The following is a 362-nucleotide window of genomic DNA, read 5'->3' as shown; positions in this document are numbered from 1 at the left end:
ATGAGAATAATATCAGTAATTTTACTAATAATATTAGGATTATGTACAATTGAAGGGCATAGTCAACAAGATCCTCAATATACCCAATACATGTACAATATGAATATTGTAAATCCGGCTTATGCAGGTTCACGAGGGACATTAAGTATAGGTTTACTAGGCCGCTTGCAGTGGGTAGGTATAGAAGGAGCACCCAAAACAGCGACTATGGCGATACATGCCCCATTAGGTAAGAATTTAGGAGGAGGTTTTTCAGCCATATTAGATGAACATGGACCAGTAAAAGAGACCAATGTATATGCAGATGTAAGTTATACAGTAACATTATCAGAAGAAGGGCGTTTGGCTTTTGGATTAAAAGG

1 protein-coding gene is annotated in these 362 nt (G+C 37.3%); it reads left to right on the top strand.

All coding sequences use genetic code 11. From position 1 onward, the window contains the following. The coding region (locus EGM88_RS15055; protein WP_148084100.1) for a PorP/SprF family type IX secretion system membrane protein at positions 1 to 362 on the top strand (362 nt) is incomplete at both ends.

The organism is Aureibaculum marinum, from assembly GCF_003813905.1.
In the GTDB taxonomy this organism is placed as follows: domain Bacteria; phylum Bacteroidota; class Bacteroidia; order Flavobacteriales; family Flavobacteriaceae; genus Aureibaculum; species Aureibaculum marinum.
The sequence above is the reverse complement of the archived record's forward strand: the minus strand, read 5'-3'. Positions and strand labels throughout refer to the sequence as shown.